General features: G+C 39.4%; 24 protein-coding genes. 12 read left to right on the top strand and 12 right to left on the bottom strand.

Translation table 11 applies throughout. The features are described 5' to 3' along the window. Window positions 1-33: 33 nt before the first annotated feature. The 4 genes from AC570I_RS06050 to AC570I_RS06035 all read left to right on the top strand — a co-directional run bounded on the left by AC570I_RS06050 (window position 34) and on the right by AC570I_RS06035 (window position 2,284). Window positions 34-1,083: an AI-2E family transporter gene (locus AC570I_RS06050; protein ID WP_047800160.1), complete on the top strand. Its 1,050-nt coding sequence runs from the start codon at window positions 34-36 to the stop codon at window positions 1,081-1,083. A 74-nt stretch (window positions 1,084-1,157) separates the two neighbouring features. Beyond that, complete coding sequence (locus AC570I_RS06045) at window positions 1,158-1,424, top strand: YtxH domain-containing protein (RefSeq protein WP_047800161.1); 267 nt, start codon at window positions 1,158-1,160, stop codon at window positions 1,422-1,424. 55 nt (window positions 1,425-1,479) lie between these two features. Next, window positions 1,480-1,860, top strand: a complete 381-nt coding sequence (locus AC570I_RS06040) for a phage holin family protein (RefSeq protein ID WP_497404773.1) — start codon at window positions 1,480-1,482, stop codon at window positions 1,858-1,860. Further along, the gene (locus tag AC570I_RS06035) at window positions 1,847-2,284 is read left to right on the top strand and encodes a hypothetical protein (protein ID WP_047800163.1); all 438 of its coding nucleotides are present in this window, start codon (window positions 1,847-1,849) and stop codon (window positions 2,282-2,284) included. The genes AC570I_RS06040 and AC570I_RS06035 overlap by 14 nt, the downstream gene beginning before the upstream one ends. A gap of 74 nt (window positions 2,285-2,358) precedes the next feature. Here the strand turns inward: AC570I_RS06035 and aspS are convergent, their stop codons facing one another. Then, window positions 2,359-4,104 (bottom strand): aspartate--tRNA ligase, encoded by a 1,746-nt coding sequence (aspS, locus tag AC570I_RS06030; protein ID WP_497404772.1) that lies wholly within the window; start codon window positions 4,102-4,104, stop codon window positions 2,359-2,361. Between the two features lie 156 nt (window positions 4,105-4,260). Then, window positions 4,261-4,665: a hypothetical protein gene (locus AC570I_RS06025; RefSeq protein WP_497404771.1), complete on the bottom strand. Its 405-nt coding sequence runs from the start codon at window positions 4,663-4,665 to the stop codon at window positions 4,261-4,263. Between the two features lie 148 nt (window positions 4,666-4,813). Here AC570I_RS06025 and AC570I_RS06020 point away from each other — a divergent pair, with 148 nt between their 5' ends. The 3 genes from AC570I_RS06020 to AC570I_RS06010 all read left to right on the top strand — a co-directional run bounded on the left by AC570I_RS06020 (window position 4,814) and on the right by AC570I_RS06010 (window position 7,275). Beyond that, complete coding sequence (locus tag AC570I_RS06020) at window positions 4,814-5,371, top strand: RNA polymerase sigma factor (RefSeq protein ID WP_497404770.1); 558 nt, start codon at window positions 4,814-4,816, stop codon at window positions 5,369-5,371. Continuing rightward, complete coding sequence (locus AC570I_RS06015) at window positions 5,364-5,909, top strand: hypothetical protein (protein WP_497404769.1); 546 nt, start codon at window positions 5,364-5,366, stop codon at window positions 5,907-5,909. The genes AC570I_RS06020 and AC570I_RS06015 overlap by 8 nt, the downstream gene beginning before the upstream one ends. Before the next feature lie 82 nt (window positions 5,910-5,991). Then, window positions 5,992-7,275, top strand: coding sequence for a hypothetical protein (locus AC570I_RS06010; RefSeq protein ID WP_497404768.1), 1,284 nt, complete (start codon window positions 5,992-5,994; stop codon window positions 7,273-7,275). A 104-nt stretch (window positions 7,276-7,379) separates the two neighbouring features. Here AC570I_RS06010 and AC570I_RS06005 read toward each other — a convergent pair whose 3' ends face one another. From AC570I_RS06005 to AC570I_RS05995, 3 genes are read right to left on the bottom strand one after another with little or no spacing between them, the layout of a single operon-like run. Further along, complete coding sequence (locus AC570I_RS06005; protein WP_497404767.1) at window positions 7,380-8,279, bottom strand: DUF6263 family protein; 900 nt, start codon at window positions 8,277-8,279, stop codon at window positions 7,380-7,382. Between the two features lie 18 nt (window positions 8,280-8,297). After that, window positions 8,298-9,071, bottom strand: coding sequence for a M90 family metallopeptidase (locus AC570I_RS06000; RefSeq protein WP_497404766.1), 774 nt, complete (start codon window positions 9,069-9,071; stop codon window positions 8,298-8,300). 41 nt (window positions 9,072-9,112) lie between these two features. After that, window positions 9,113-10,138 (bottom strand): Gfo/Idh/MocA family oxidoreductase, encoded by a 1,026-nt coding sequence (locus AC570I_RS05995; RefSeq protein ID WP_497404765.1) that lies wholly within the window; start codon window positions 10,136-10,138, stop codon window positions 9,113-9,115. A gap of 139 nt (window positions 10,139-10,277) precedes the next feature. On the opposite strand from AC570I_RS05995, the gene AC570I_RS05990 reads away from it, so the two are divergent. Further along, window positions 10,278-10,622 (top strand): hypothetical protein, encoded by a 345-nt coding sequence (locus tag AC570I_RS05990; protein ID WP_047800170.1) that lies wholly within the window; start codon window positions 10,278-10,280, stop codon window positions 10,620-10,622. An 81-nt stretch (window positions 10,623-10,703) separates the two neighbouring features. Here AC570I_RS05990 and AC570I_RS05985 read toward each other — a convergent pair whose 3' ends face one another. The 4 genes from AC570I_RS05985 to AC570I_RS05970 all read right to left on the bottom strand — a co-directional run bounded on the left by AC570I_RS05985 (window position 10,704) and on the right by AC570I_RS05970 (window position 15,056). Next, complete coding sequence (locus AC570I_RS05985; protein WP_197082412.1) at window positions 10,704-11,381, bottom strand: YiaD family glycine zipper/OmpA-like lipoprotein; 678 nt, start codon at window positions 11,379-11,381, stop codon at window positions 10,704-10,706. A gap of 173 nt (window positions 11,382-11,554) precedes the next feature. After that, window positions 11,555-12,247, bottom strand: coding sequence for an ABC transporter ATP-binding protein (locus AC570I_RS05980; RefSeq protein ID WP_047800172.1), 693 nt, complete (start codon window positions 12,245-12,247; stop codon window positions 11,555-11,557). A gap of 2 nt (window positions 12,248-12,249) precedes the next feature. Beyond that, window positions 12,250-13,722, bottom strand: a complete 1,473-nt coding sequence (locus AC570I_RS05975) for a DUF5687 family protein (protein WP_497404764.1) — start codon at window positions 13,720-13,722, stop codon at window positions 12,250-12,252. Window positions 13,723-13,775: 53 nt separating this feature from the next. Then, window positions 13,776-15,056, bottom strand: coding sequence for a replication-associated recombination protein A (locus AC570I_RS05970; RefSeq protein WP_047800174.1), 1,281 nt, complete (start codon window positions 15,054-15,056; stop codon window positions 13,776-13,778). Between the two features lie 155 nt (window positions 15,057-15,211). Between AC570I_RS05970 and AC570I_RS05965 the strand changes: the two genes are divergently transcribed. Both AC570I_RS05965 and AC570I_RS05960 read left to right on the top strand, forming a co-directional pair. Continuing rightward, window positions 15,212-16,198 (top strand): alpha/beta fold hydrolase, encoded by a 987-nt coding sequence (locus AC570I_RS05965; RefSeq protein ID WP_047800175.1) that lies wholly within the window; start codon window positions 15,212-15,214, stop codon window positions 16,196-16,198. Window positions 16,199-16,297: 99 nt separating this feature from the next. Beyond that, window positions 16,298-16,927 carry a Pr6Pr family membrane protein gene (locus tag AC570I_RS05960; protein ID WP_047800415.1) on the top strand — a complete coding sequence of 210 codons (630 nt, stop codon included), beginning with the start codon at window positions 16,298-16,300 and terminating at the stop codon, window positions 16,925-16,927. Here AC570I_RS05960 and AC570I_RS05955 read toward each other — a convergent pair. Beyond that, window positions 16,924-17,814, bottom strand: a complete 891-nt coding sequence (locus AC570I_RS05955; RefSeq protein WP_497404763.1) for a bestrophin family protein — start codon at window positions 17,812-17,814, stop codon at window positions 16,924-16,926. The genes AC570I_RS05960 and AC570I_RS05955 overlap by 4 nt on opposite strands. Before the next feature lie 135 nt (window positions 17,815-17,949). On the opposite strand from AC570I_RS05955, the gene AC570I_RS05950 reads away from it, so the two are divergent. Continuing rightward, window positions 17,950-19,470, top strand: coding sequence for an MFS transporter (locus AC570I_RS05950; RefSeq protein ID WP_047800416.1), 1,521 nt, complete (start codon window positions 17,950-17,952; stop codon window positions 19,468-19,470). Between the two features lie 4 nt (window positions 19,471-19,474). After that, window positions 19,475-19,726, top strand: coding sequence for a DUF6814 family protein (locus tag AC570I_RS05945; RefSeq protein ID WP_047800417.1), 252 nt, complete (start codon window positions 19,475-19,477; stop codon window positions 19,724-19,726). A 58-nt stretch (window positions 19,727-19,784) separates the two neighbouring features. Here AC570I_RS05945 and AC570I_RS05940 read toward each other — a convergent pair whose 3' ends face one another. Together AC570I_RS05940 and AC570I_RS05935 are read right to left on the bottom strand one after the other, a co-directional pair. After that, the gene (locus AC570I_RS05940) at window positions 19,785-20,969 is read right to left on the bottom strand and encodes a class I SAM-dependent rRNA methyltransferase (RefSeq protein WP_047800177.1); all 1,185 of its coding nucleotides are present in this window, start codon (window positions 20,967-20,969) and stop codon (window positions 19,785-19,787) included. A gap of 55 nt (window positions 20,970-21,024) precedes the next feature. Further along, complete coding sequence (locus AC570I_RS05935) at window positions 21,025-22,047, bottom strand: LacI family DNA-binding transcriptional regulator (RefSeq protein ID WP_047800178.1); 1,023 nt, start codon at window positions 22,045-22,047, stop codon at window positions 21,025-21,027. Window positions 22,048-22,294: the final 247 nt, after the last annotated feature.

The raw sequence follows: 22,294 nt of genomic DNA, 5'->3' as shown, positions 1-22,294 counted from the left end.
TTACATTTAAGGAGTACCAATACATGCTAAATTATGTCAGTATTCTCTTATAAACAGCGAAATAATATCAATCTCGTTATCATTATAGCGCTGGGTATATTAATTGCCTATTCATTACAGAGTATTTTCAGTGCAATTTTAAGTACACTTGTTCTTTACACTATTATGCGCCCTGCCTATATACATATGGCTGAAATTAAAGGCTGGAACAAACGGGTGGTCGCCATTTCATTGATTGCTTTTAGCATTATTTTGATTGTTTTGCCATTTTATGCACTGAGTAGTATGGTGATCAGTAAAATATCTGAGTTAAGAAACAATGAAATTTTCTTCAAAAATCTGCTCGTGAAACTGCAGCACCTGATTCCGATTAAAATTAACCAGGATTTGATTCAGGAAGGAATGAACCGGTTGGGTAACTGGGCTACACAGCTTTTCCCCTCTTTGATTTCGAGTGCAGTAAATATTATTCTGAGTTTGCTCGTGATGTACTTTTTACTCTACTTTATGCTGATTGAGCGTAAAAAATTTGAACACTCTTTAATCAAATATGCCCCGTTGAGAGAACAGAATGCATTGAGGTTTGGTGATGAGATGAGAAATACAACCTACGCGAACGTACTTGGGCAAGGGCTAATCTGTTTGGTTCAGGGTTCGCTGGTAAGCTTATCTTTTTACGTTTTAGGATATAAAGATCCGGTGTTCTGGGGAGTAATTACCACTTTTATTTCCTTTGTGCCTGTGCTGGGACCTCCTGTAGTTTTCGTTCCTGCCGCAATTTTACAGATTGCCAACGGGAACAATTTTGCAGGATGGGCAATGCTGATATTCGGTTTTGTGGTGGTTATTAATATTGATAATGTACTCCGATTTATTATAGCCAAAAAAGTTGGTAACATTCACCCGATTATTACAGTAATTGGCGTAATTATTGGTATTCCTTTATTTGGAATATTGGGGCTCGTTTTTGGTCCGTTACTACTATCTTATTTTATATTACTTGTTAAAATTTATGAGACGAGTACACTTGCCTCAGAAAGATTAGAAAGAATTAAAACAAATAATGAGCTTGGTGAGTTATAAACATAGCTTAACAGTTAAATAATATAGTATTGTTATATTGTGCATACATTGTTTAACCCTTAAATACATAGATTATGAATGATAATTCAAAAGTTGTAGTTGCTCTATTAGCAGGACTAGCTGCTGGTGCCGCTTTAGGCATTTTATTCGCACCGGATAAAGGTGATGAAACCCGTGATAAGTTAAGCCAGTCTTTAAAAGATCTGGGTGACTCTATCAAAGATAAAGCTGCTGATGAAATTAACAATTTAGCGAGTCTGAAAGATAAAGTAGTAGACTCGATTAAAACTAAATTGAGAAGTGTTGAAGAAGAATACAGCGATGACGTGGAACACGCCTAACACCATAAAATTATAGCTGGACAGTTTTGCTGTCCAGTTAAATTTCATCTAAACTATGCAAGAAAACAAAGAAAAAAGTATCGAAGATATTGTTGAAGATGCCAAAGGCTACCTCGACGCCAGAGTAGAATATACCAGGCTCTACCTCGTAGAAAAGGTATCGAAGATTTTTGCTGATTTGGTAACCAATACTACGGTAATTGTTTGCTTTATTCTGGCTTTCTTACTGGGTTCCGTGACCCTGGCGCTTTACCTGGGTGAAGTACTTGGTAGTTATGCCGGAGGCTTCGGATGTGTATCCTTATTTTATATTTTGATTGCGGTGATTGTATATCTGACCAAAGATAAATACATCGAAAAAGCCATTATCAACGTGGCGATAAGAAAATATTTTGACAAACTTGCTGATAAGGAGGAGGAAGATGAGAAGTTATAAAAACATCCGTAGTCTGGAAGATCTGCAGGCCAAAAAACTTGAACTTAAGGTAGAATATACGCTAAAGCAAAAAATGCTTGTTGCTGACTCCAAATCTTATGTTAAGCAATTTACGCTGGGTGCATTAATTAAAAAATATGCAACACCAAATAACCTGTTTAAAGTTGATGACAAATTAAACATAAGCGGAACTGCAATGTCATTGCTCCTGCCGATGTTTATGAATAAAACTCTTTTTCGTGGTGCAGGGTTTTTAACGAAAGCCGCTGTTGGACTTGTATCTGGCAAGGTGGGTAAATCTCTTGATGCAGAGCATTTGTCTGCAATTTTCAACTCAGTAAAAGGTTGGTTTGGCAAGAAAACGGAAAAAAAAGACAAGAAATTTGTAGATTATGGCATTCCGCCGGATAGTGAGACATTTTAGCTCATTTTAACTACACAAAAAAGCCACTTAGTTTTATGCTAAGTGGCTTTTTTGTGGTTGAAACAGAAGTGATTTTAAAGATCTGTTTTGATCTTTAATTCTTTTAGCTGCTTATCATCAATCGTACTCGGGCTATCAATCATAACATCTCTGCCCGAATTATTTTTAGGGAAAGCAATCACGTCACGGATAGAGTCTAAGCCTGCGAAAATCGACGTTAACCGGTCGAAACCAAAGGCAATACCGCCGTGTGGAGGTGCACCAAATTCAAAAGCATCCATTAAGAAACCAAATTGTTTTTGAGCTTCTTCAGCGCTAAACCCTAAATGCTTAAACATTAATGCCTGCAACGCTCTGTCGTGAATACGAATAGAACCACCGCCAACTTCAGTGCCATTAATCACCATGTCGTAAGCATTTGCACGAACATTTTTCGGATCGGTATCCAGTAAGGCAATGTCTTCAGGTTTAGGTGAGGTAAACGGATGGTGCATGGCATGATAGCGTTCAGTTTCTTCGTCCCACTCCAATAGCGGGAAATCAAGTACCCAAAGTGCAGAGAATGTATTTTTATCACGTAAGCCTAAACGGTTTCCCATTTCTAAGCGAAGTTCGTTCAATTGCTTGCGCACTTTATCTGTAGCGCCGGCTAAGATCAGAATAAGGTCACCCTTCTCTGTTTCGAAAGCTTCGCTCCATTGCTTAAGATCGTCTTCATTGAAAAATTTATCTACAGAAGATTTAATGGTGTTATCATCATTGTGGCGGGCATAAATTAATCCTGTTGCACCAATTTGGGGGCGTTTGATGAAATCGGTTAATTCATCTAATTGCTTTCTGGTGTAATTTGCTGCACCTTTTGCGTTAATACCCACAACAAGTTCTGCATTATCAAAAACCGGAAAACCTTTATCTTTCACAAGGTGGTTCAGCTCAACAAATTGCATAGCAAAGCGCGTATCCGGTTTATCTGAGCCATATAAGCGCATGGCGTCGGCATATTGCATCCGCGGAACTTCAGGTAAATCGTAATTGCGGACTTCTTTAAACAGTGTACGGATTAATCCTTCAAAAGTACTTAAAATATCTTCCTGCTCAATAAACGACATCTCGCAATCAATCTGTGTGAACTCCGGCTGGCGGTCTGCCCTTAAATCTTCATCCCTGAAACATTTTACAATCTGGAAATACCTGTCAAAGCCGGAAACCATTAATAGTTGTTTGAAGGTTTGTGGTGATTGAGGTAAAGCATAGAACTCGCCTTCATTCATTCTGCTTGGCACAACGAAATCTCTTGCACCTTCTGGCGTAGATTTAATCAGCACCGGCGTTTCTACTTCGATGAAGTTTAACGCATCCAGATAACGGCGAACAGACTGGGCCATTTTATGGCGCAATACCAGGTTATTTCTAACCGGATTGCGGCGTAAATCCAGATAACGATATTTCATGCGTAATTCATCACCGCCATCTGTTTCGTCATCGATCATAAATGGCGGCAATTTTGCAGCATTTAAAATCTCTAACGCAGTAATTTTAATCTCCACATCACCTGTAGGCATTTTCGGGTTTTTGTTGCTGCGTTCAACAACAGTACCGGTTGCTTTGATTACGAACTCACGACCCAATGAACGTGCGGATTCGCACAGTTCGCGGTTGTCGTCCATGTTAAAAACAAGCTGTGTAATCCCGTAACGATCGCGGATATCGATAAAAGTCATCCCGCCTAAATCTCTTGATTTTTGTACCCAACCACACAAGGTTACATTATCACCTAAGTTATTAAGGGTTAATGCACCACAAGTTACTGTTCTTAACATATTTTGTAATCTAAATTGAGCGGCAAAAATACCGATTTTGTTTTGAAGTTTGGAAATGAAGATGGAAGGAAATTTTGCGGCTTAATTTTTCTGCTTTCTGGCCAGTTCACTATAAAACTCACGCATCAATCCAGTGATTTAGTTTTATAATGGTGTTTAGTATTTCTCCTCTAAAACTACTTCGATAGTTATCACCTTCCATTCGCCGTTTACATTTTTCCAATGGTAAACTTCTTCGGTTTGAATGGTTTGTTTTTTAGTAAGCAAAAGTAATTTTGGTTTGATAATAACTGATTTACGGGCCACCTTTTCCGTGAACATTCCGTCTTCGAATGAGGATCTAATTCTGTAGTGGCTTGTTTCAATACTTTTCGAATTTTTGAACAGACTTTGAATGTCTAGTTTATAATCTCTCAGGTTTACCGGTTTGGCGTCTGAACCTTTAAACTCAAAGTTGTAGTCGAAAATGGAGGCATAGGTTTCAATGTCTTTATCCTGAAATGCCTGATCTGCTTTTTGATGTAAGGGATTGATAACTGATATAATTAAGTCGATATCCATGGCATGAAGTTAAGGCTTTGTTTTTTAATACAAAAATATGATGTTGCCGGGTGATTGTTTCCATAAGCATATAATCTTGTAAATATTTTTCTATCTTGATGCAACGTTTTAAAATCCCCCATGTCTTATAATCAGAATATTCGAAATTTTGGAAGCTGTTTACGTAGATAAAAACCTGGAATTAGTTAAAGAATGCATGCAAGGCAGCCGTGCGGCACAGTTTGAGTTATACAAGCTGTATGCCAAGGCCATGTACAACGTTGCGCTGCGCATTTTAAACTACGAGGAAGAAGCACAAGATGTTTTGCAGGAATCTTTTTTGGATGCTTTTACCAGAATTATAGATTTCAGGCAGGAAACTACTTTCGGTTTATGGCTAAAGCAAATTGTGATCAACAAGTCAATCAACTATCTGCGTAAGCGAAAATTTGAATTTGTTGGTACAGAAGAAATCTCAGAAGTACCTGATGAGGTTGTCTACGATGAATATGAGGTAAAGCTGCAGGCAGAGGAAATCAGAAATGCCATTACCGAACTTCCTGACGGATACCGTGTAGTACTTAGTTTGTACCTGCTGGAAGGCTATGACCATGAAGAAATTGCACACATTTTAAAAATAAGTGAAAATACCAGTCGCACACAATACATGAGGGCGAAGAAGAAACTAAAAAGTATTTTAGAACAGAAAGGGATGAGAGATGAATAACAGAATAGAAACCTTTGTTAAAGAAAACCGCAGGGCATTTGATGTGATGGAACCGCCTGTTGGGCTATGGGCGAAGATAGAAGTGGAGTTGGATGCACAGCAAAAACTTAAACAAACCATTAAAAAAAAGCCTGTAAAATTATATTTATGGATGAGTGCTGCGGCAGCCGTAGTAGTTGTTTTTGCTTTAGGCTGGCTTTATGCCGGTAGGATGCAGGGGAAAGATATCGAATTGGTTGATGTTAATCCTGGTTATGCGCAGAAAGAAGTTCATTATGCAGGTTTGATCACGGAGAAACGGGATAGTCTGGCCATTTTTGCTTCGGCAAACCCCGAGTTATATAAAAAGTTTACTGCAGATCTGGTGAAACTGGATGAGGAATATGAACGGTTGAAAGCAGAATTGCCCAATTCACCCAATCAAACTTTCGTAGTAAAAGCGATGGTGAAAAACCGGGAAATACAGCTGCAATTATTGAAACAGCAGTTGTTGATTATTAATCAGGTTGATGATTATAAAAGGGTAAATCAAATTTAGTATTCCATTTACACTCACACCTCTTCATACTTTTAGTCGGTCGGCAGACGATGAGTTAGAGGGTATATTAAAAAATAAAAAAATGAAAAAACTAACCATATTTTTGGCCACTATGGCCTTCATTGCCGGAAACAGCTATGCACAACAAGAACAACTGGTTTCGGTAGTTACTGGCGATACTTATGCGTCGAATAATGTTAACGTAAACGCTCATGTTACTTTATCACAAGACATTCAAACTGGCGCAGATGGAGAACGATCGAAATCTTTTAGCAAAAGCTTTAGTGTAGATAACAATGACAAAATAAACCTAAACAACCAGTATGGATCTGTTACCATTAAAACATGGGATAAAAAAGAGGTTAAAATCGATGTAGATATTAAAGCCTATAGCAGTTCTGATAGTGATGTTCAGAAATTAATCGATGCAGTAAACATTGATGCTGCAAAAAACGGGGATGTGATCACGGTGAAAACAAATATGGCCGACAGAAGCGGGAGATATGGCAGAAGTGTAAAAAATGGAGTAACGACCTGGCGGCGCGAAGTAAAGATCAATTATGTGGTGTTTATGCCTGCTGTAAATCCATTAAGTGTGCTGCAGCAATATGGTAATGTAGAATTGGGAAATTTTTCCGGGCCTACTTCATTAAAGGTTCAGTATGGCAATCTTGTTGCGGGCAATTTAAGCAACGGGAACAATTATATTAATGTTCAGTATGGCAAATGTGATATTCAGGATTTGAATGCAGCAGTAATCAAGCATGAGTATAATGGTCCTGTAACGATTGGAGCTGTGGGGACCCTTCAATTGGAAGCGGAGTATGTTGGGGTTAATATTAATACCATCAGAAAGTCTGCCGATATTAAAGTTCAGTATGGTAAAGGATTGACTATAGGTGCCATAGGAGGAAACCTACTACTGAATGCTGAATATGCGAAAGTGAATATCAATACGGTAAAAGGAAACACCGTAGTGAAACAGGCCTATGGCGACTTAAATATAGCATCAGCAGGTAAAATAGGTATCAATGCTGAATATTCGAATGTTACATTGGGTACTTTGAATGGAGATGCCAATATCAATATGGATTACAATAAGCTAAGTGTGAGTGAAATCACCCCTGCATGCAGAAACTTTAGCTTTGACGGGGAATACGTAAGTATTGGTCTTGGATTTGCTGATCGTTATAATGCTAATTTCAATGTTTCAACATCTTACGCGGGATTTAAATACGGGGCGAACGTTACAGCTAGTCTGGCGAGTAAAGATGAGGAAGACAAAAAGTACACAGGTAAAATAGGTAGTGGTGGTACTGCCAATGTTTCAGTGAAGACCGAATATGGATCAGTAACCTTCAAATAAGAACTCCAGGCCAAACAAACTATATTAGTCCTGCTTTTCCGGCAGGACTTTTTTATTTCAATTTTAATCAGCGTCCGATTGATGGTCCGTTAGAGGTAATGGCATTAATTAATTTCTTTGCCTTTTATTTTATTGATGCCTTGTAAATCGAAATCAATTTGCTGCCCCATTGATTGCATTATGCCCGATATCTCTATCCGAAGGTGGCTATCCAGGATTAAACCTGTTTTAATATCCAGCTCTGCATCACCGTTATTCGTGCCTGTTAAATCTGTTTCCATTTTGTTACCCATGGTTTCAAATGCCCCTTTAGATAGGAGTGTTCCGCTAATGTTGACATAGGCGATGCCATCTTTTACTTCCTTAAGCGTATACTTTGTGATGGTTTCCATTGGCATTGTCATTTGCATTTTGGTATCTACAGTCCAGCTATCTCCAATTTTTACAGGCTTTCCAGGATATATTTTTAACGATGATTCCATGGTTTGCTTCATCGCCTCGCTGTTAAACTGATTAGCGAGTTGAGTTTTCATGCTATTGATCAATGCGGTATCTTTCGTCATTTTAGCCGCTACCGAATTCAACATCTGATCAAGTCCGTTAATTGCTTTTACTGAGCCGTCGGAGGTCATAGTCATGGTAAACGATGCACCCTTTAATCCGCTAAAGGGATTCTGCTTTGTAGTATCCTGATCGTCAGAATCCATCTGCATCACGTTTTTTCCAGCCGATGATTTCATGAATATCCGGTTATAGATTACCTCTATATCTTTCTCCAGGTTATCGCCGTTTTTAATGTAAAACGTATAATCAGTACCTATATTCTGGTTTAATAATATCTTCCGATCGCCTATTTTTTGAGTAATGATCTGGTCGGAAAGCATATTGAAATCATACTTTTTTCCTATTGGAAGATTTTGCTTCAATGTAAAAGATTTTTGAGCAAAGGCGTTCACATACGCAGTTAAGAGGTACAATACAAAAACAAAAACGGTTCTTTTCATTTGATATAAATTTCAGTGTTAACCTGCAGGTTGCTGAGCAAATATCCGGCTCAAATGATGGTACAAATCCGGATGTTTGTCTTTCAGTAATTCAGGTTTCTCAAAAAAGTATTCAGAAACTACCGCAAAGAATTCAGCCTGGTTAGTGATGGCATATGGATTGATATCCGATTTGTTTTCTTCTATCTTTTCCATTTCCTCGTGCATCATTTTGATCCACGGCAGGGTATATTCATGGCTAATGAGATTCTCTGGTACACCATCTGTTGCACCATCGCTTTTGTCTAGCAGGTGTACAAATTCATGGATGGCTGTGTTTTCTTTTCCGGCACTTTTCGAAAAGCCATGTCTTAATGCTGAACGTGATAAAATCATCTGCCCATTCATATAACCACTGCCTACCATTCCCATGATATTCCTTTCTCCCCCTTCGAACTGAAAATCCTTATTAAAGGTATCGGGGTATAGTAATACACTCGATAAATTTTTATACTGCCAGTCTGGAAATCCAAAAATTGGAATAACAGCACTTGAGGCAATTAACAATTCATCAAGGGTTGTCATCTCTAAACCAACGGCTTCTATTTTTACAGTCGCAAAGAAACCAGCAACCTTTTGTTCAAAACGTATCTTATCGGTAGAATCCAAATGATGGTAGTAGGATACGTAGTCGTTTAAAATCTGCTTGTCGGTTTCTGTGAGCGGTTCAACATGTGACTTCTTTTTTCTCAAAATAAAATATAGAACGATGAGGAATATTGGGATCAGGTAACCAAACGGCAATGAATTCATTTGTTTTTGTTTTAAGGGAGTTTACGTTAATGAGGCCCTGATTAGCTTTCGAGAATTTCCAGTTGTGTGATTATATCAAGTCTGCTCACCGGGTAGGCTACACCATTTGCCAATGCCTGGTAAACGGCTTCAAACAGCGGCAGGTAGCTGCCAACTTCAGATGGAATTGTTTCATTGGTTTTGTTGCCTTTATCATTAATGGTAGTTAACAGCCCTTCGGATCCTGCAGCTTCGATACCAAAGCCCTCATCTATTAGCTTTTTACCACTTAACAATTGCTCTTCCTGAATGTCCGTTCGTTTTTTGATGAAGCTGCCCGATACCCCATGTAGCACGAATGCCGCCTGTGGATTAACCACCAGCATACTCGAAGTTACAAACACATTTACGCTGTCAGGATATTGGAGTTGAATGGAAAAATAATCGTCAACTTTAGTGTCTTTTCTGTTTTTACCGAGGATTTTATGAAAACTAAGCGGTTTGCCAAACAGACTGATCACCTGATCTAAAAGATGGGGCCCGAGATCGTATAATAAGCCACTTGCCTCTATTGCTTCTTCCTTAAAAACTTTTGCACCAATTTCGTTTCTGTAGCGGTCGTAACGTAAATGCATTTCGTTTAACTTACCCAGTTTGCCACTGGCCAATACTTTTTTAACAGCAGCAAAATCGCTGTCCCAACGGCGGTTCTGGTAAAACAGAATTTGCCTGCCAACCTGATCCGCAAGTTCGAAAAGTTCCTTAGCTTGTGCAGAAGTTGCTGTAAAAGGCTTTTCTACTAAAATGTTTTTTCCGCTTTGTAATGCTGCTTTCGAGTGCTCGAAATGAAGGTTGTTTGGTGTGTTAATCACAACCAGTTCAATTTCTCCATCATTTAGCAGTTCATCTACACTGCCGTAGCTAATGAGATCTGGGTAGTCTGCAGTAGCTTTTTTTTGATTTCTTTCTACAACGGCTTTCAGCTGAAAACCCTTATGGTTGTTTAAAAACGGAGCATGGAAAACTTTTCCCGACATGCCATAAGCCAATAGTCCGGCTGGTATTATTTTATCAGAATTTGTACTCATAGGTTATAAATGTAACCAAAAATATTTTTTGCCCTGTATCCAATTGAGCCAAACCATTAACTTTTACATTATGAAGTCAATTTATTTTGATTTGAAACGGAACTTACAGCTTGACTTATTTTAACACTATCTTTGCAGCATGAAACCTTCGGAGATTAACGCAAAGTGGAAAGTACTGCAACAACGTATTGCTCAGGAATTCGATTCAGATGTTCCTGATTTAAAAGTAATGCTTTTTCTGATTGGAGTTCAGGAGTTGGGAAAGGGACCGAAAAAATACAGCAAACGACAAAAAGAAGAGCTCATGCATATTGCGACCTGCAGGCTTTTAAGTGAAATGGATTTTTATGAACTGGAAGGGGTAGACCAAGACGGCTGGCCACATTGGAAGTTAGTTAAAGCTATCCCGCCCTATACCATGCTTGAGCAGGAGATGCTTATGAAATCTTTGGTGGTTAATTACTTTCAGGATATTTACACCTAAATTTTGAAAAATAAAAAACCCCAATGTTCAACATTGGGGTTGGATATATAATGACCTCATAGGTAGAGGGAATTGGCAATATTATCCTTGTTTCTGGGCTGTTGATTTTAAGGCATCGTTAGCTACAATCACAATTTCTACGCGACGGTTTGATGCACGACCAGCTTCAGTTTCATTATCAGCAATTGGCTCTGAAAAACCTTTTCCGATGGTTACCAATCTTGATGCTGGTACACCTTGAGAAACAGCATAAGCTTTAACGGCTGCAGCCCTTCTTTCAGATAAACCCTGATTGTATTGTTCTGTACCTTTACTATCTGTATGACCAATAATTTTAATATCTGTATCTGGATATTGATTCAATGAAGCTGCTAAACTCTGAACATTGGTTTTTGCAGCATCTTTTAACGCTGTTTTGTCAAAGTCGAATAAAATACCACTATCAAATTTTACGATAATACCTTCGCCTTCACGTATTACTTCTGCATTCGGGATTGCTTTTTGAATTTCAGCAGCCTGTCTGTCCATTCTACGTCCGATAAATGCACCCGCCGTACCACCAATGGCACCACCAATTAAGGCACCCACAGCCGTATTACCAGCCTTTTTACCAATTAATGCACCTACAACACCACCAGCAGCCGCACCAATACCAGCACCTTTTTGTGTTTTAGTCAAGCTATCACAACTCTGGAACGCCATTGAACCTACTGCTAAACCTATACTTAATGTTGCTATTTTTACTCTTGAAATACTCATGATGATTAGATTTTAAATTCTAATGGTTCGTAGGCAAACACGGTGCCAAAAAATGCATTAGAATTATTTTTTTTCGATTTGAATTAATAATCAAGGAAAAGCTCAAAATTTAGATCACAAAAAAAGACCACCGGATATGCGGCGATCTCAAAATGTATCATTCTTAGTACAAACTATGCGGAAAAGTAACTCTCCAGTTCTTTTAAGGTATTTTCATCGGTTTTGAAATCTTTGATTACCTGTCCTTTTTCTACCAGTATGATGCGGTTACATACATCTGTAACATGATTTAAATCGTGGCTGGAGATAAAAGTGGTCATGTTACCTGCCTGGGCCTTAAGTAAATTTTTCAGGCGAATTTGTGTGGTAGGATCCAGGTTGGCAAAGGGTTCATCAAGGATAAGGATTTCCGGTTTTTGCATTAAAGCTGCGGCAATTCCCACTTTTACCTGATTACCTTTACTAAAATCACGAATATACTTACCACTATTTAATATCTCTCCGTTAAAAAACTCGTTATATTGAGTGAGGTAAGCGGAAACATCTGCAACTGAAAGATCATGCAGGCTACCAATGAAAATAAAATATTCTTCGGGTGTAAGGTAATCGATCAGAAAACCTTCATCCAGAAAAGAAGCGGTATAATCTTTCCAGTTTCCATTTTTCATCACGTTTTCACCTTTGGAGAGCACTTCTCCCTCGTTAGGACGGATCAGATCTAAAAGCATGCGAAAAAATGTTGTTTTTCCGGCGCCATTGTTCCCAACTAACCCTACAGTCTCACCTTTTTCTATTTGTATACGATCAATGTTTACAACAGTTTTGTCGCCATAAACTTTCTTCAAATTTTTTACTTCTATAATCATAATTATTCTCTAAAGCCTTCGGCTATTTTATAACGTTGTTTTTCAAATTTAGCGGTGATCAGGTTGATCCAGAAACTGCGCAGCAGTAACATGATTACTCCGAAAATTCCTATTACGGCTAAACCCCAATACGGCATTTTTAACAAGCCAAATGGCAAATACATTAAAATAGGAGTTAATGCATAGGGGAACATCAGTAACCATTGTGTTGCACCTGTGCCCTGATAATTGAAGCTGGCTGCTTTGGTAATATCCAGTCGCTTATAATTTAAGGTGGCCAGATATAGTACAATCACGGTTCCGAAGCCAATGTTGTAAAGGTAGCAGACCAGGTGCAGCAGCAACAGTTTTGGGCTTAGAAAGCCATAGAAAGTTGACAGTAAAGTCATAACAGTCGATGCAATGGTAAAGAGCAGAAACTTCGCTTTAATGAAATCTTTGAAGTTAATCTTGTTACTCAGTAAACCATCAAAATGGCCACTTTGCCAGGCAAACATGAACTGTCCGTAGATGATGATGGAAACCCCGGTCATGAATATGGCGGCGAACATCATTTTGCCAAATGAGTCGGATGCAATCATCGGTTGTTTATAGAATATGAATCCGTAAAACAGGAACAAAACCCCCAGTATTAATGATGAACGAGAACGTTTATGGCGGAGAATTAATTTCAACTCCAAAGCCGCCAGCTCCCCCACTTTACCGAAGCGGTTTAAAAAAGCATAATCGGTACTTACTTTCTTTTCCTTTTTCGATCCCATTTCCTCAACATAGAGGTTGCTTAACAGAAACCTTGAATTGAGGATATAGATGGTAATTGCTGCTAATGTAAAAACGAAACCGATATATGGATATTCTGCAACGGCTTTAAATACAAAGTCTGCGGCTTTCATCAGCGATATCACTTTGAAATATTCCAATGCGGCAAAGGCTGCAATAATCAATAATCCTGCAACGGTGTATAATGCATTTGTAATTGACTTTCTCTTAATATACAGTACCAGATAATTATTGAAAATAGTAAGCGATAATATCGAAACGATATACATCAGCGTAGTGAAACCGCCATAGATATCGGCAATTTCGATAAAAATGAATGGGAAAAATAAAAATACAGGCCAGATATTAAAAGCAGAAAAAAGCGCTTTTATGTTCAAAAAGTTAATGATTTTATTTTTCGATACCTTTAAGTGAAGGTAGGGTATAATACTTAATGTTGGCAACTCCTGTAATTGAAGCCTCATCATAAAGTCGAGTGCGAAGTAATAAAGGATTAAACCGTTAAAGCTTCTGAGGATGTCCTGATTCGGGAAAATTTTCGGAAGAAAAACAGTCATTCCAAAACCAACTCCAAGCGCTACAGCCAGGAAATAAAGCATGAAAAAACCGAGCAGGATTTGTGTGGCCATGCTGCCACCGCGATTTCGGGAGCGCCAAAAGGCTTTTCGCTGGTGGCTTAAAAAAGTACTCAACATATCAGTTTAGGTATTAGTTCTTAATTAGTAGCCATTTTCGGTCAAATGTTACACTAATAGTTGTATTTATCTTTCCAGTTCTGGCGTAGCTTTTCCCGAAGTTTTTCTTCGGCAGCATTTTTACCCGGATCATAAAGTTTGGTTCCGCTTAACTCGTCAGGGAAATATTCCTGCGCTTCGAAATTACCATCATAGCTGTGAGCATATTTATAGTCTTTTCCATAGCCTATGTTTTTCATCAGCTTTGTTGGCGCATTCCGGATATGTAAGGGGACTGGTAAGTTTCCTGTTTGTTTAACCAATGCCTGTGCATGGTTAATCGCTTCGTAAGAGGCATTACTTTTTGCAGAACTGGCCAGGTAGGTTACACATTGAGAAAGGATAATTCTCGCTTCAGGATATCCGATCACATTAACGGCCGTAAAGCAGTTGTTAGCAAGTAATAGCGCGTTCGGATTGGCATTTCCGATATCTTCTGACGACAGGATTAAAAGCCTGCGGGCAATGAACAGTGGATCTTCACCTCCTTCAATCATTCTTGCCAGCCAGTACACCGCCGCATTTGGATCGCTGCCACGAATAGATTTGATAAAGGCCGAAATGATGTCATAATGTTGCTCACCGGCTTTATCATATAACGCCAGATTCTGCTGGGCGTGAGCAAGAACATTTTCATTGGTGAGCGTAATTTTATTGCCACCAATGCCATTGATGGCTATCTCCAATACATTCAGCAGTTTCCGGGCATCGCCTCCACTTAGCCTGATTAACGCTTCATGTTCATTAATGGTTATTTTCTTTTCCTTTAGAAGGATATCTTTCTGGATTGCAGTGTGGAGTAAACCTGCCAGTTCTTCTTCGGTTAGTGATTTTAAAATGTAAACCTGACAGCGTGAAAGCAATGCGGAGATCACCTCAAATGATGGGTTCTCAGTAGTGGCACCGATCAGTGTCACCAAGCCTCTTTCTACAGCACCCAATAGGCTATCCTGCTGCGATTTGCTGAAGCGGTGAATTTCATCAATAAATAATATGGGTAAGCCCAGGAAACTGTCTTTCAGTTGAGCAGCACGGTCAATTACTTCCCGGATGTCTTTAACCCCACTGTTGATGGCACTCAGGTTGAAAAAAGGCCGGTCTAAAGTTTGTGAAATAATATAGGCCAGTGTGGTTTTACCAACACCCGGGGGACCCCAGAAAATCATGGAGGGAAGCTGGCTGCTTTCGATGGCCTTGCGCAAAACTGCACCTTGCCCCACAAGATGTTTTTGCCCTACATATTCATCAAGATTTTGAGGACGCATTCTTTCGGCTAGAGGGGCTTGACTTTGCATAATGGTAAATATATAAAATTGGTTTTCTTGCTACTTAACCAAGTTCTCCACAAGGCCTGGGCATAATTTTGTCATTTATATGATAACACACTAAAACAGGCATGGTTTTTAAGCCTAATCGTGTTTATTGTTTACAGATTAAGTTCAGATCCTTTATGAAGAAATTTTTCCTTTTAATAGCCCTTTCATCTTTTATATTCAATGCATCGGCTGTACAACTTACAGATACGCTTTCCATCACGCTGGAGAATGTGAAATACCCATACCCTGTTAAATATCTTCCAATTACGGTTGAAAGCCAGGACGTAAGAATGGCCTATATGGATGTAGCCCCAACGAAAAATGCAAATGGTAAAACGGCTATACTTTTTCATGGAAAAAATTTCGGGGGATATTACTGGACAAATGTAATTAAGACATTAACTGATATTGGCTACCGTGTAGTGGTGCCAGATCAGATAGGATTTGGTAAATCATCCAAGCCCTTTATTCACTATAGCTTTCATCAGATGGCCGCATGGAACAAAAAATTACTGGATACGTTGGGCGTACAGAAAGCTGTGGTACTGGGGCATAGTATGGGCGGGATGCTGGCGACAAGATTTGCTTTGCTTTACCCCGACAGAACTGAAAAACTTCTTCTGGAAAACCCGATTGGCTTAGAAGACTACCGGACATTTGTACCTTATGTTACCACCGCGCAACAATATCAAACGGAACTTAAAACATCTGCTGAAAGTGTTCGCAAATATTATCAAACTTCTTATTTCACCTATTGGAAGCCTGAATACGAATACCTCGTGAACATTGCCGGTGGGGTAACTGCCAGTGCTGATTACCCACGTTGGGCAAAAGTGGCTGCGCTTACCTTTACTATGATTTATGAGCAACCCGTAGTGTATGAGTTCCAGAATATCAAGGTGCCCACTGTCTTGTTTATTGGCAAAGAAGATAAAACTATTGTGGGGAAAGGATTATTAAGTCCTGATCAACAAGCTTTACATGGTCAGTACCGTTTTTTAGGCAAGCAAACTGCAGCAAAAATACCCGGGGCAAAAATCGTTGAATTCGAAGCCTGCGGGCACATTCCCCACATTGAGATACCTACAGAGTTTTTGGTGGCGCTTACAGGAAGTTTATAAAAGCAGGCCCGGGCGATCTGCTTTTTTATAAACAAGCTTTATTTAAAATATGAAATGCTTATCTTGAATCTGATAAGCATTATTTATTTCCCGATTATTATGAAGTATTCCCAGGCAGCAAAGATCTACGCAACAGTTACAGCAATTGTAGTATGGTTTTCCATTTTATTGCAGTTTGTGGTTAGTTTAAAACAAGCTCATTATCATTATATAGAGACCCTAAAGATATTCCTGTCGTTTTTTACCGTAACCACAAACATTATTGTAGCGAGCTGCTTTATGGTTATCAGTATTTTTCCGAAAGGTAAAATTCGTGACTTTTTTCGCCGCGCCGCAACGATTACAGCAATTACGGTCTATATTATTGTGGTTGGATTAATCTATAATTTTTTGCTGCGTGGTTTGGTTTTACAGGAAGGCTGGTCGCGCGTAGCTGATGAACTCCTGCATGTTGTTAGTCCGTTGCTGATGTTGATTTTCTGGATATTTTTCGTTGATAAATCCAGGCTTAGGTATAGGTCTGCAACGCATTGGTTAATTTATCCGCTGGCTTACATCGTATTCGTAATCGTGAGAGGTTTACTCATTAATGAATACCCTTATCCCTTTATTAATGTAGTAAACATTGGCTATCCCAAAGCCATTTTAAATGCTTTTTTTTGTGTGGTATTGTTTTGGCTGCTTTCTTTACTGCTGATCTGGATTGGTAAACGGAAAAACAAACTTTAGAGAATATATTCATCGTTAATGGGTTTTACCGGATCCGGAACGTCATTCTCCTCAAGCATTTGTAGCAGATTGATTTCGATGGTTCGGGTAATGGAATTCAATGGAACGCCTGCGGAATTATTTTCAAACGGATCAACCAGGCTCATACCGTTGACTTGTGTAGATACAAAAACAAATCCGATCAGCCAGCCTAAAAATATGGAGGCGGGGCCTGCATCCTGACTAATGACCAGAGTAAAGGTAACTACGAAAAGCCAGATAAATACCTTTGTTAAATAAGAGTAAGTGGTTGGGAATATGGTATTCTTAATTCTTTCGCTCATCCCCATAGAATCAGAAAACCTAACCAGCATTTCGTTAATTTCCATGAAGCGGAAACCATCAATTGCATTGGCTTTCGATAATTTCTGTAAATCTCTTGACTGAATATTCAGGATGGCGTTATGTGCGTTGTTGTGCTTAGCGATTTCTTTGAGGTCTTCATCCGGGAGGTACTTAATATAGATTTCGTCTACTGTTCCTCGAAGACTGGCTTTTAGCGCGTAAAGAAATGCAATATGTCTATGCACCATTCTTGTTGTTGTTTCCTCATCCTCATCAACGTAATTGATCACCGCCCGGGCAAAAGACCGGGAATCATTCACCAGAGCACCCCATATTTTACGGGCTTCCCACCACCTGTCATAAGCCTGATTATTATTAAAACCGATAAAAAATGCAATTGCTGTACCCAAAACTGTAGGGATGATGGTTGGGATAACAAAGTGGTGAGCAATAAGATATTCCCTTACGAAGTAAGCTGCGGTACAGGAGGCAATCATAATTAAATCAACCTGCCACGTGTTTCTTAAAATTCTACTAAGTCGGATATTTTGTATAATGAGCATATTCTTGAACTGGAAAATGAAAATACAAAATAAAAGCCCAAATGTTTCAAAATGCTCGAATTTCAGAAGCCGACAGTACAGGTTGCCAATTGGATTTCATATGTTTATATTAGGAAAACCAAATATTTTCAATTTATGAGCGAAACCTTGCCGAAGAATAACATCTTCAAAGTTATCGGTGCATCATCTTTAGGCACCTTAATCGAATGGTACGATTTTTACATCTTTGGCAGTCTTGCTGTCATCATCGGGCATCAGCTTTTTCCTGAAGATGCGGGGGCATCTGCACTGATTAATACGCTGGCTATCTTTGCTGCAGGTTTTATTGTACGCCCTTTTGGAGCGCTGGTATTTGGCCGGCTGGGCGATTTGATTGGAAGGAAGTATACTTTTCTTCTGACGCTGGTTTTGATGGGTGGCTCTACTTTTTTCATTGGGTTGATACCTTCATATAAGACCATTGGTTATGCTGCGCCAATTCTGGTATTGGTATTGAGGTTGATACAGGGTTTAGCCCTTGGTGGCGAATACGGGGGAGCCGCAACTTATGTTGCGGAGCACGCCCCGGAAAACAGAAGAGGCTTTTTTACCAGCTGGATTCAAACGACAGCAACGCTTGGCTTGTTTTTGTCGCTGGGCGTAATTGTCATCACAAAAAATATTCTGGGTGCTGATACTTTCGGCGACTGGGGATGGAGAATACCATTTTTGCTCTCCATTGTTCTCGTGGTGGTATCGGTATACATCAGGATGAAGATGCATGAATCGCCGCTTTTCTCTAAACTTAAGGCTGAAGGGAACATTTCGAAAAATCCTTTGAAAGAAAGTTTTAACAATAAAGCGAATTTTAAAATGGTTTTGCTTGCTCTTTTCGGTGCAACGATGGGCCAGGGGGTTATCTGGTATACGGGGCAGTTTTATGCACAATCGTTTTTAGAGAACACCTGCAAACTTGATTTTAACGATTCGCGGTATATTTTGCTTTGGGGAATTGCTTTTGCGACACCATTTTTTGTTGTATTTGGTGCCTGGAGCGACAAAGTTGGCAGGAAATGGATCATGCTTTGTGGGATGCTCCTGGGGATTATTTTTTACAGACCAATCTATCAGACATTTCTGGATGATACAGATCCAACGAAAATGGATATGAGTGCTGCAACTTTTAAACTGCCAAAAATTAAACACGAATTGATCGCAGGCACGCCAGACAGTTTACATACTTCCATAACCCAGGTAATGCTTACAAATGGAACTTCATTTAGCAAAGTCCAGGTTGATACGGTATCTGCAAGCAGAGGAGTTTTGCCAGCAAAAGAAGTCATTCGGGATAAGATACTTTCGAAACCTGTTTTCTGGAAGTTTGTCGGTCTTATATTTTTTCAGATTTTGCTGGTTACCATGGTTTACGGGCCGATTGCAGCCTTTCTGGTTGAGTTGTTTCCTACGAAAATCAGATATACTTCTATGTCGTTGCCTTACCATATTGGTAACGGCGTCTTCGGAGGGCTTGTCCCTTTTATCGCCACATTGATCGCGAGTTTTGCGGGTTCCACTCCGCTGTCGGGATTGTGGTATCCGATCGGGATTGCTACACTCAGCTTAATCATCGGAACAATTTATCTATCGAACAAAAAGGACGAACACATTAATGATTAAAGGGATGAATATTTTAAAGAAATTTTTAGGATTAGTATGGATGGTATTGGGACCGGTTGCGATGACTTTTCTATTTCTGCAGGCAGTAGACAAAGTTGGCTTAACCCATACGGATATTGAAAGAACAAATACCATGCTCCAGTGGGCAATTATACTATTTATCTTTTTACCAATTAGCCTGGGTCTGATGATTTTTGGCTTTTATGCGTGGAAAGGGGAGTATGATAAGCTTCCGGACAGTTCGGAAGAGATATAGATTTTGTACACGGAAACACTTAAGTCAGTGTTTCCGCACAAGTATTTGTAGAATGCAATTATAAAACCCTTAGCAAAAGGCCTTTCAGATATTCACCTTCCGGAAAGGAAATCCGGACAGGATGATCTTCCGGCTGGCAGAATTGTTTAATGATTTGTACTTCTTTACCTGCATCGAGTGCCGACCAGGCTATAATCTGCTTAAACGTTTCAATATCCACTGCTCCAGAACATGAAAAAGTAGCGAGTAAGCCACCTTTCTCCAAAAGAAGCATTCCAAGTCTGTTTAAATCCTTGTAAGCGCGCGCCGCACGATCTAATGCCGACCGTGAAGGTGCATATTTCGGCGGGTCAAGGACAATTACATCGAATAACTCACCCGCTTCTTTAAAAGCTCTTAATTGTTTGTTTACGTCAGATTGAATGGCGTTAACCTTACTTACATCAAATTTGTTAAGTTCAACATTTTGTTTCAAGGTTTCTACTGCCAAACCCGAACTATCCACACTGGTAACACTTGCGGCATCGTTTGCTAAACTATTCAGGCTAAAGCCACCGCTGTAGCTAAAGCAATCCAGTACGTTTTTACCCTTTGTGTAACTGGCCAGGATTTGCCTGTTATCGCGCTGATCGCAATAAAATCCAGACTTTTGGCCTTCGGCAATATTGATATTATAGGCAATACCATTTTCTTTTACTTCAAGAAATTCGGGTGGTGTTTCACCCCAAAGCAATCCATTTTCCACAGGGAGGCCCTCGTGAGTTCGGGCAGTGGCATCGCTTTTATCAAAAATGCCTTTAGGTTGCAGCTCGTTCCTGAGTATCTCAACGATTGTTGCCTTCTCTTTTTCAATCCCTGAACTTAAAATCTGTAAGGATAGGAAATCTCCATATTTATCTACGATTAGGCCCGGCAAAAAGTCGGCCTCGCTAAATATCAGTCTGCAGGTATTCGTTTGTTCGCTTAATATAAACTGCCGCGAAGCAATAGCTTGTTTCAGCCTGTTCTCATACCATTGTTTGTTGATCGCTCGCTCTTCATCCCATTCCAGAAGGCGAACGGCAACACGCGAATTGCTATTGTAGTAACCATAGGCTAGAAATTCATTGTCGAAAGCAAAAACTTTTACTACTTCTCCATCTTCAGGTTTTCCTTTAACTTTTTCCAAAGCACCAGAAAATACCCATGGATGCCTTTGCAATGCTGCTTTTTCTTTTCCCTTCTTTAATATGATTTCTACCATTTTGCAAAGGTAGTAATTAGTTTGGAGATAGGTGTTTGAGTAAGAAATCGAATACCTATAGCTTAGGCTTTATCATTTTAACCAGTTCAGTATCTAATATTTTAGTTTCAAATTCAGTTACGGGACGCTTGGCTTCGATCATCGATATCAGTAATTCAGTAGCCACTTGTCCCATTTCAAAGGCAGGCTGTTTAACTGAAGTCAGGGAAGGAGAAAAGAGTTCAACCAGATTGGAGTTGGTAAAGCCAGCTATAGCGATTGTGTTTGCGACTTCAGGATTGGTCTTTTTTAAAGCCATAATACAACCTGTTGTAAGGCGGTCGCTTGATATAAAAATGCCATCAGGTTTTAGCGGTAAAAGTTCTTTCACGGCCTGTTCAAGCTCTTCGCTATGCATTCCTCCGTGCTGGCAATATTTTACCAGATCAGGATTAAACCCAATGTGGTATTTGTTTAATGCTGCCTGGTAACCTTTCAGGCGTTCTCTGGTAATGGACAGGTTTTCTGAATTTGTCAAATGAGCAATGGTGCGCTTACCCGATAAAATCAGGTGTTCAGTAGCGTCAAATGCACCTTTGAAATTGTTGGCAATGACTTTATGCGTTTCAAAATCCTGTGGTACCCGGTCGAAAAATACGATAGGAAGACCTTTTGAATACAAATCGCGCAGATAGTGAAGATCTTGTGTCTCTGAAGAAAGGGCGATCAGCAAACCGTCAATAGATCTGGATGCCAGATGCTCAACGTTGAGTTTTTCCTGCGCAAAAGATTCGTGGCTTTGCGAAATGATGACATGGTAGTCTTTTGCATACGCAATTGATTCAATGCCATTAATTACCTGTGAAAAAAAATTATTGGCTATTTCACTTACAATAATGCCTATGGAGTAGCTTCTTCTTTCTTTCAGGCTGCGCGCAATAGGGTTTGCCCGGTAATTTACCTTCCCAGCATATGCCAATACCAGCTTTTTTGTCTCTTCACTGATTTCGTAACGGTCTCTTAAAGCCCTGGAGACAGTCGATGTCGAAAGTCCCAAAGCTTTAGCAATATCTTTTATGGTCGAAGTTTCAAATCTCATCTTGCGTATTGGGTACAAGTTACGAAAAATATATCTTCTGCTGGTTTTGTAAGGAAGATTAATAAACGTTCAAACTACGTTTTTGGGAACGTTTGCACACTTTTTTAGTTAAATAAAGTTTCATACCATTTTAAGTTTGTAAAATTGCTTACACAACGTAACCAAATATTAACGAACAATAACATTTCGAAATAGAATTATATTCTATGTGCAGCAATTGCACAACGTATATCAGCAACCAAATATT

The sequence above is a fragment of the Pedobacter sp. A2324 genome (assembly GCF_059693705.1).
Note: the sequence above shows the minus strand (reverse complement) of the source record. Positions and strands in the feature narration are given on the sequence as shown.